Genomic DNA, 8,641 nt, shown 5'->3' with positions numbered 1-8,641 from the left:
GGTCGGGGAGGAGGTGGGGGGCTCCCGCGCGTGGGTGTCCGTGGCTGGTCGCGTCGCCGGCGAGCAACGTCTCGGCGACGGCCGTACGGGCGTACAGGACGTATCTCCCCGTGCGGTGCGCGGTGGCCAGCCCGGCCCGGCGGAGGGCGGTGAGGTGCTGGTTCGCGCCTGGCTCCGACAGGTCGAGGCGGGTGGCCAGGTCCCGGGTCGAGGCGGGCTGGTCGAGCGAGGCCAGCAGCCGGGCGCGGGTCCGGCCGAGCACGGCGGCCAGCGCCTGTGGCGGGTCGCTCTCGCGGTGCTCCCAGAGCGTCGCGACGCCGCGCGGCGGGTAGCGGATCGTGGGCTGCCAGGGCGGGGTCGTGATGGAGAAGACGCGTGGCCAGGTGAACACCGACGGCACGAGCAGCAGCCCCAGCCCGCCCAGCGGGCGCACGCCTTCGCAGACCGCCTTCGGCAGGCGCAGCGTCCCTTCCTCCCACGTCACGGCGGCGTCGAGGTCGCTGAGCATGCGCCGCAGGCCGCCCTCGGCCAGCAGCCGGGCGCGGTAGAGCACGTCGCCTTCGAGCAGGGCCCTGATCCGGGGCCAGTAGGGCGCGATGGCCGCCTCCCAGTAGTCCCGGATCTCCCCGGCCAGCCGTTCCAGGCCGCCCGCCGGGTCGGCGTGGAGCGCCTGGATCGCTTCGGTGCGCGGACCGTCCCAGATGTCCAGGCCCTCCTGGACGAGCGGCGCCATCGCCACCATGGTGGCGAGCTCCACCTCCAGGTCCGGCACGGAGGTGGAAGGCGGCGGGCAGACGAAGCCGACGATCGAGATCGTCGGCACCGGCACCAGATCGGACAGCAACCGCCAGTCGACGTCGGCGAGCCGGCGGCGCACCCGCTCGGCCCAGGGCTTGAGCGCGGCGTGCGCGGACGGGTTCTTCACCACCCGGGCGCTGGCCACGACCTCCCACAAAGGAGAGACAGCAAAGCGGACATTAGCCGCATCCTGCGTGGAGAAGGTCAGCTCAAGACCCATCTGATTCGCTCTCCCCTTAATCGATGGCGCGCCCGCCGACTATTCCAGCATCAATGGGGGGTGACAACAGCTGCCGAGACTCCGCTCCTCCGTGACCCCTCCTTCAGAAACCTCTACCTGGCCTCGGCGGTCAGCCAGTTCGGCGCCCAGGTCGGCTACGTGGCGATGCCGCTGCTCGCGGTGACCGCCCTCGACGCGGGGCCCGGCGAAGTGGGCCTGCTCAGCGCCCTGACCACCATCACCGTGCTCGTGCTCGGCCTGCCCGCCGGAGCATGGGTGGACCGGGTCAGGCGCCGCCCGGTGATGATCGCCACGGACCTGGTCCGCGCCGCGTTCCTGCTGTCGGTGACGGTCGCGTGGTGGCTGGGCACGCTCACGATGACCCAGCTGTACGGCGTCGCCATCGCGACCGGGGTCGGCACGCTCTTCTTCGACGTCGCCTCGCAGAGCACGGTCCCGCATCTGGTCGGCCGCGACCGGCTCACGGCGGCGAACTCGGCACTCGTCGGCACGAACGCGGCGATGGACGTGGGCGGCAGAAGCGCCGCCGGAGTGCTGCTGACCCTCGCGGGCGCGCCCGTGGCGATCCTGCTGAACGCGCTCACCTACCTCTGCTCGGCCGTGTGGCTGCGCCGGATCGGCAAGCCCGAGCCCGTGCCCGCCCCCGCGCCCGGTGAGCGGCTCGGGCGGCAGATCGGCGACGGGGTGCGCTTCCTCTTCGGCAACCGGGTCCTCGTCGCCATCGCGGCGCAGGGCGGCATGACGAACCTCGCGTTCCCGCTCTGCTCGACGCTGCTGCCCGTGCTGGTCGTGAACGAGCTCGGGCATCCCGCCTGGGTGCTCGGGGCCTATCTCGCCGTCGGCGGCCTGGGCATGCTGGCGGGCTCCTCGACGGCCCACCTGATCGGCCGCCGGTTCGGCCGCGGGCGTGCCGTGTGGATCGTCGGCGTGGCCACTGCCCCGTTCGCGCTGCTGGTGCCGTTCGCCGGTTGGAACATCTGGATCTCGGCGACCGCGTGGAGCGTCCTGTGCTTCCGGACAGGGGTGAACAACGTGCTGCTCGTCAGCTTCCGGCAGAAGGTCACGCCCGACTCGATGCTCGGCCGGATGAACGCCACCATGCGCCTGATCCTGATGGGCGCCGTCGGTGTCGGTGGCCTGCTGGCGGGCCTTCTCGGCGAGGTCTGGGGCATCGGGGCGGCGATGTGGGCGGGGGCAGTGATCATGGCGCTCAGCTGGATGCCGATCTGGCTCAGCCCGCTGCGCCGCGAGGTCTGATCCCAGGCCGCAGGGCACTCGGCGCCCGGCGTCCTCCCCGGTGGCGGGTGTGCGGTTCCGCTCCCCCGCCATCCGCCGTACATTCGGCTGATGGACCCGGTTGAGCTCTTCCAGCAGGTGGCGGCGACGGTGCCCGCGTACAGGACGTTCCTGGCGGAGAACGGCGTCGATCCCGCCACGGTCGTGACGCTCGGGGACTTCGAGCGGCTGCCCATGACGACCAAGGACAACTACATCCTCCGCCACCCCCTGCCCGACCTGTGCAGGGACGGCGTCATCGGGGACATGATCGCGGTGTCCTCCGGCTCGACCGGCGTGCCGGGCTTCTGGCCGCGTTCGGTGTCCGACGAGGAGGTGATCGCGGCCCGCTTCGAGGAGGTCTTCAGGGACTCCTTCGCCGCCCGCGAGCGCCGTACCCTGGCCGTGGTCTGCTTCGCCCTCGGCACCTGGGTGGGCGGCCTGTTCACCGTGAGCTGCTGCCGCCTCCTGGCCGCGCGCGGCTATCCGGTCACCGTGGTCGCGCCCGGGAGCGACCGGCGGGAGATCGCCCGCGTCCTGCCCGAGCTGGCCCCGCACTTCGACCAGGTGGTGCTCCTGGGCTACCCGCCGTTCCTGAAGAACGTCATCGACACCGAGGGCCTCCCCTGGGCCGACTGGGACGTCAAGCTGGTCACGGCGGGCGAGGTGTTCAGCGAGGAGTGGCGCACCCTGGTCGCCGAGCGGGCGGGCATCGCCGACCCGGTGAAGGGCATAGCCTCCCTTTACGGCACCGCCGACGCGGGCGTCCTGGGCAACGAGACCGCGCTGTCAACCGGGATCCGCCGGTTCCTGTCGGCCCGCCCCGGCACGGCCCGCGAGCTCTTCGGCGAGTCCAGGCTGCCGACGCTCGTCCAGTACGACCCGGATGTCCGCTTCTTCGAGGAGCACGAGGGCACGCTGCTCTTCTCCGGCGACAACGGCGTCCCGCTGATCCGCTACCACATCGCCGACGAGGGCGGTGTGATCCCGTACGAGCGGATGCTGGAGTTCGTCCGGCGGCACGGCTTCGAGCCCGAGGCGGAGGGCCCGCAGCGGCCGTTCGTGTACGTCTTCGGCCGCAGCCACTTCACCGTGTCCTACTACGGCGCGAACGTCTACCCGGAGAACATCGCGGTCGGCCTGGAGCAGCCGGAGGTGAGCGGCCCGGTGATGGGCAAGTTCGTCCTGGAGGTGGTGGAGGACGCGGCGCACGACCGGCACCTGACGGTCACGGTGGAGCTCGCGCCGGGCGAGAAGCCGTCCGACGAGGTCGCCCAGGCCGTGGGCGCCTCGATCCAGGCCCAGCTCCTGCGGCTGAACAGCGAGTTCGCCCATTACGTGCCCGTGCCGCAGCAGGTGCCGTTCATCCGGCTGCGCGAGGCGGGCGACCCCGAGTATTTCCCGCCGGGGGCCAAGCATCGCTACACCCGGTAGCCCCGCCAACAGCGGCTACCGCTACACCAGTGCCGCCGCGATCCGCTCCTCGGCCCACGGCACCATGAGGAAGCCGCGCTTGACGGTCAGCACCTGCACCCCGGCCGTCCACGACTGGATGCCCGGCACCGAGGCCAGCGTGCGCGAGGTGAAGTGGTGCAGGTCGGCCGTGGTCGGCACGATCACCTCGCAGATGAGCGACGCCTGCCCCAGCAGGGAGGCGATCATGCGTACGCCGCGCTCTTCCGACAGCCGCTCGGCCACGCGGTCCTGCATGCTCGGCTCGACCGACAGCCACAGCAGGATCTCGGCCTCGTAGCCGAGCGCGGCGGCGGGGATGAACGTGGCCACCGTCGCGCAGCCGCGCTCCAGCATGGCCTCCAGCCGCCGCCTGGCCGTGCTCTCGCTGATGCCCATCCGGCGGCCGATCGAGTGGAAGCTGGCCCGCCCGTCGTCCCGCACGGCGGCGAGCACGTCGCGGTCGACGTCGTCGAGGTGCCCGCGCTCGCACGTGTGCGCGGGCGGGTGCAGGGCGAACGGCGCCGGCTCCCCCACCACGGGCTCGCTCCAGTCGTAGCTCCGCTTGTAGGTGTGCAGCACCAGGTCGGCGTTGCTCTGCTGGGCCCCGGGGACGGTGTGCACGAACTCGACGAGCATCGAGTAGAGGTCGCGGTGCTTGGGCGCGACCAGCTCGAAGACGATGTCGTAGCCCCCGGTGACGATCGTGACGTACCGGATGTCGGGGTTGGTCGCCAGCAGCGCCGCCACCTTGAGCTGGCTGCCCGGCGCGCAGGTCAGCCGCACTATGAACACGTGCACCGGCCCGTCGTGCTCCAGGTGCGGCAGCACCGCCACCCGCGCCAGCCCGGCGCCGAACAGGTGCTGGGCCCGCCGCGCCACCGTGGTGGTGGAGATGCTCAGCAACTGGGCGATGTCCGTCCAGCTCGCCCGGCCGTTCAGCTGCAGCGCGGCCAGGATCTTCCGGTCGAGTTCATCGAGATCTTCCATCGGGGGCATCATCGCGCGTTCAGTGCCGTTCTCGCACCTTGTCCGGCAGCTCGTCCGAGAACGCGCGCTCCAGGAACTCGCGGACGACCGACTCCCACAGCTCGGCCTCCTCGACCTGCGGTGAGTGTCCCGACTGCTCGAAGACCCGCAGCTCGGCGCCGGGGATCAGCCCGGCGATGGTCTCGCTGCACTCGACGGGCGTGATCCAGTCGTGGCGGCCGACGGTCACGAGGGTCGGCGCGGTGATGCCGGGCAGCAGGTGCTTGATGTCGTAGTTCGGCTGGTTCACGGCGAACGCGTAGTTGTGCGTCCGGTAGTGGTACGGCGTGGCGGCGGCCCGCTGCTCGACCTTGGCCGGGTCGTAGTCGTGGTCGTAGAGCGGCAGGATCTCCCGCCAGCAGTCGCGCAGGTCCTCGTCGTCGCGCACGGTGCCGGACATGATCCGGTCCAGCTTGGCCTGGTCGATCGCGACCCGGGAGGAGGCGGCGGCGTTGCGGGTGGCCAGCTCCTGGTTGCCGTTGTCGGCGGAGGTGTCGCGCAGCACGACGGCGCGCACCCTGCCGGGGTGGCGGGCGGCGTACTCCATGGCGATGAAGCCGCCGTACGAGCCGCCGGCGATCACCACCTGCTCCACGCCGAGCCAGCGGCGCAGGCCCTCGACGTCCTCGACCCACTGCTCGTGGGTGTAGGGGCCGTTCTCGCCGCTCGCGCCCGAGCCCCTGGCGTCGAAGACGACCACCCGGTACGTGTCCGCCAGCCGGCCGAAGCTGGCCTTGGGCTCGGCGAGCGAGCCCAGCCCCGGGGCGCCGTGGTGGGCGATGATCGTCCGCTCGCCCTCCCCGAGCACCTCTACGTTGAGCGGGTTGCCATTGATGTCGACGAACAACGATTTCCCTTTCAGATGATCACGTCGGTGAGCTCGCGCGGGTACGCCGTGAGCCTGCGCGGCCCGGACTCGGTGACGAGGACGGTGTCGGAGATGCGGTATCCGGCGTGGCCCGGCACGTACACGCCGGGCTCGCTGGACAGGATCATGCCGGGGGCCAGCTCGGTGGCGTCGCCGTCGGACAGCCACGGCGGCTCGTGGAAGCCGAGCCCGATGCCGTGCCCCTGCCGGTGGCGGATGTGCTCGCCGAGCCCGGCCTCCTCGATCACCGCCAGGCAGCGGCGGTTGGCCTCCTCGCAGGTGACGCCCGCGACCAGCGCCTCGGTGCCGATCTCCTGCGCCTCGCGGACGGTCTCGTAGTAGCGGGCCTGCCGCGTCGTGGGCTCGCCGATCACGAACGTGCGCTCGCTCTCCACGAACCTGCCGCCGACCGCGCACCCGAGCGAGAGCATGAACGTCTCCCCCGCCCGCAGCCGATCGCCGCCGGGCAGACGGTGCGGCTGGGCCGAGTTGGGGCCGCCGTAGACGAGCCCGCCGGTCAGCATGGGGACGACGACGACGTCCTCGTGCCGGTCGTACATGAGGCGGGAGCCGTGGGAGATGACGTGCGCGGCCAGCTCCGTCTCGGCGGGCAGCTCGCCGCCGGCCTCGACGGCCGCCCTGACCAGCTCGACCCCGGCCGCGATCATCTGGTCGGCGATGCGGGCGGCCTCCTCGTGCAGCACGATCTCCTCGGGCTGCTTGCGCAGCCGCGTGCGGCCGACCGCGTCGGAGTCGCTCCAGCGGGTGGCGGGGAACGCCTCGGCCAGGGCCCGGGTACGGGCGACGCTGGTGGAAGGCGCGTACGCGGCGGTGCCGGGGACGCGTACGTGCCCGGCGAGCACCGCGAACGGCGACCTGACCCCGGGGAACTCCGGGTAGGCCACGATCTCGGCCCTGGCCCGCTGGTCCTCGGCGTACTCGCGCTCCAGGTCGGGCACGAGCAGCACCGGCTCGCCGTCGATCGGCAGCCAGCAGGCGACCGGCCGCTCGTTCGGGAAGTGGTGGAAGCCGGTGAGGTAGGCGACGTCGAGCGGGTCGTCCAGCATCAGGGCGGACAGACCGGCGGCGGACATCTCCGCCCGTACCCGGTCGAGCGCTCCGGCGTAGAAGGAGCCGGGCAGCTTCTGGGAGAAGGTCATGAGCCGTTCCTGTGGTTGCGGGCGTCGTTGTAGGCCACCGACAGCAGGGTCGTGGACAGGACCAGCAGCAGGATGGCCAGCGACGGGAACAGGGTGGTCCACCAGGCGGAGGCGAGCGAGCCGGACTGCTGCGCCTTGTGCAGGATCGTGCCCCACGACCAGCTGTTCGGGTCGCCCAGGCCGAGAAACGACAGGCCCGCCTCGGCCAGCACGGCGCGGGAGGTGGTCAGCACGACCGACACGCCCACGACGGGGATGACGCCGGGCAGCAGGTGCGTACGCACGATCCACAGCGCCGAGCCGCCGACGACCTTGGCCGCCGACACGAACGGCATGGGCACGATGGACAGCGCCTGCGAGCGCACCACGCGGGCCACCTCGGGCCAGCTGAACAGCGCGATCACCACGGCCAGCGTGCGCACGCTCGGCCCCGCCAGCGCCGCCACCAGGATCATCAGCGGCAGCACGGGCAGCGACAGCGACAGGTCCACCAGCACGCCGAGCGGGGTGTCCAGGCGCCGGAAGTAGGCCGCGCTGACGCCGATCAGCAGGCCGATCACGATGGCCAGCACGGAGGCGCTGACGCCGACCGCCATGCTGACCCTGGTGCCCCAGACGACCTGGGCGAAGACGTCCTGGCCGATGTCGTCGGTGCCGAACCAGTGCGCGGCCGAGGGCGGCTGCGAGGTGTCGGCGCCGTACCCCTCGGGGAAGGGCGCGATCAGCGGCGCGAAGACGGCGACCAGGGCCAGCAGGAGCAGGACGATCCCGCTGGCCACGCCGAGAGGGTTGCGCCGGAAGGCCGACCAGGTCCGCCGGCGCGGCGTCAGCTCCTCGGTCGCGGCGGTCATGAGGGCTGTCATGAGGTACGCACCCTGGGGTCGAGGATTCCGTAGGCCACGTCGGTGATCAGGTTGGCGACCACGACGGCCGCCGCGAGCAGCACGAACGCGCCCTGGAGGACGGGGAAGTCGAGCTGGCCGACCGCCTCGAAGATGGCGCGGCCGATGCCCGGGTAGGCGTAGATCGTCTCGGTCAGCACCGCGCCGCCGACCAGGGTGCCGAGCTGGAGCCCGGCGATCGTGGTCGTCGGCAGCAGCGCGTTGCGCAGGGCGTGCTTCCACACGACCTTCCCCGGGCGCACGCCCTTCGCCTTGGCCAGCGCGACGTAGTCCTCGCCCAGCGCGTCGATGAGCGTGGTGCGCATCGTCAGCACGTAACCGCCGAGCTGGATGAGGACCAGCGACAGGCACGGCAGCACCAGGTGGTGGACCATGCTGAGGGTGGCGCCGAAGCCGGTGGCGTCGAGATCGACCGCGCCGCCGATGGGGAACCAGCCGAGCCAGACCCCCAGGACGTACATGAGGAAGATGCCGACGCTCGGCACGAACAACGACTGCGCGGTGACGCCGGTGAGCTGGATCATGCGGTCCAGCCAGCCCCTGGCTCCGGTGGCGGCGAGCACGCCGAGCGGGATGCCCAGCACGATCGTCACCACCATGGCCGAGATCGTCAGGATCAGCGTCCAGGGCAGCCGTTCCATCAGGACGGTCGTCACCGGGATCGACTGCCTGAACGACATCCCGAGGTTGCCCTGCAGGAGCTGGCCCAGATAGTCGAGGTACTGCGCGCCGAGCGGCTTGTCCAGGCCGAAGTCGGCCAGCAGCTTCAGCCGCAGTTCCTCGGTCATGTTCGGGTCGGCCACGGCCAGCACCGGGTCGCCGGGCAGCAGGCGGACCAGGAAGAACGTCACCGTGACCGCGAACCACAGGGTGAGCAGGCCGCGCGCCAGCCGGAGACCGATGAACCGCATGGGCA

General features: G+C 71.7%; 8 protein-coding genes. 2 read left to right on the top strand and 6 right to left on the bottom strand.

Translation table 11 applies throughout. The features are described 5' to 3' along the window. A partial coding sequence (locus ETD85_RS35610) for an ArsR/SmtB family transcription factor (RefSeq protein WP_240779642.1) occupies window positions 1-955 on the bottom strand: 955 nt, incomplete at its 3' end. 123 nt (window positions 956-1,078) lie between these two features. Between ETD85_RS35610 and ETD85_RS35605 the strand changes: the two genes are divergently transcribed. Continuing rightward, the gene (locus tag ETD85_RS35605; RefSeq protein WP_138694215.1) at window positions 1,079-2,296 is read left to right on the top strand and encodes an MFS transporter; all 1,218 of its coding nucleotides are present in this window, start codon (window positions 1,079-1,081) and stop codon (window positions 2,294-2,296) included. A 90-nt stretch (window positions 2,297-2,386) separates the two neighbouring features. Next, entirely contained in the window at window positions 2,387-3,748 is a 1,362-nt protein-coding gene (locus ETD85_RS35600) for a phenylacetate--CoA ligase family protein (RefSeq protein ID WP_138694214.1), read from the top strand. A gap of 21 nt (window positions 3,749-3,769) precedes the next feature. Here ETD85_RS35600 and ETD85_RS35595 read toward each other — a convergent pair whose 3' ends face one another. Genes ETD85_RS35595 through ETD85_RS35575 form a run of 5 tightly spaced genes read right to left on the bottom strand, consistent with a single transcriptional unit; the run spans window position 3,770 to window position 8,636 of the window. Further along, window positions 3,770-4,756 carry an Lrp/AsnC family transcriptional regulator gene (locus tag ETD85_RS35595; RefSeq protein ID WP_170247005.1) on the bottom strand — a complete coding sequence of 329 codons (987 nt, stop codon included), beginning with the start codon at window positions 4,754-4,756 and terminating at the stop codon, window positions 3,770-3,772. A gap of 19 nt (window positions 4,757-4,775) precedes the next feature. Continuing rightward, window positions 4,776-5,642 (bottom strand): alpha/beta fold hydrolase, encoded by an 867-nt coding sequence (locus tag ETD85_RS35590; RefSeq protein ID WP_138694212.1) that lies wholly within the window; start codon window positions 5,640-5,642, stop codon window positions 4,776-4,778. A gap of 11 nt (window positions 5,643-5,653) precedes the next feature. Continuing rightward, window positions 5,654-6,823, bottom strand: a complete 1,170-nt coding sequence (locus ETD85_RS35585; RefSeq protein WP_138694211.1) for a M24 family metallopeptidase — start codon at window positions 6,821-6,823, stop codon at window positions 5,654-5,656. Further along, window positions 6,820-7,686 carry an ABC transporter permease gene (locus ETD85_RS35580; protein ID WP_206059016.1) on the bottom strand — a complete coding sequence of 289 codons (867 nt, stop codon included), beginning with the start codon at window positions 7,684-7,686 and terminating at the stop codon, window positions 6,820-6,822. Before ETD85_RS35580 ends, ETD85_RS35585 begins: the two co-directional genes overlap by 4 nt. Continuing rightward, a complete protein-coding gene (locus tag ETD85_RS35575) occupies window positions 7,683-8,636 on the bottom strand; it encodes an ABC transporter permease (RefSeq protein ID WP_170247004.1) in 954 nt (317 codons plus the stop codon). Before ETD85_RS35575 ends, ETD85_RS35580 begins: the two co-directional genes overlap by 4 nt. Window positions 8,637-8,641 lie beyond the last annotated feature (5 nt).

It is taken from the genome of Nonomuraea zeae (genome assembly GCF_005889725.1).
Classification (GTDB): domain Bacteria; phylum Actinomycetota; class Actinomycetes; order Streptosporangiales; family Streptosporangiaceae; genus Nonomuraea; species Nonomuraea zeae.
The sequence above is the reverse complement of the archived record's forward strand: the minus strand, read 5'-3'. Positions and strand labels throughout refer to the sequence as shown.

What these genes read in the sequence shown, in the direction of transcription:
- ETD85_RS35600 (WP_138694214.1), top strand. Translation starts at nt 2,387, where the DNA reads ATGGACCCGGTTGAGCTCTTCCAGCAGGTGGCGGCGACGGTGCCCGCG.
- ETD85_RS35595 (WP_170247005.1), bottom strand. Translation starts at nt 4,756, where the DNA reads ATGGAAGATCTCGATGAACTCGACCGGAAGATCCTGGCCGCGCTGCAG.
- ETD85_RS35585 (WP_138694211.1), bottom strand. Translation starts at nt 6,823, where the DNA reads ATGACCTTCTCCCAGAAGCTGCCCGGCTCCTTCTACGCCGGAGCGCTC.
- ETD85_RS35580 (WP_206059016.1), bottom strand. Translation starts at nt 7,686, where the DNA reads ATGACAGCCCTCATGACCGCCGCGACCGAGGAGCTGACGCCGCGCCGG.
- ETD85_RS35575 (WP_170247004.1), bottom strand. Translation starts at nt 8,636, where the DNA reads ATGCGGTTCATCGGTCTCCGGCTGGCGCGCGGCCTGCTCACCCTGTGG.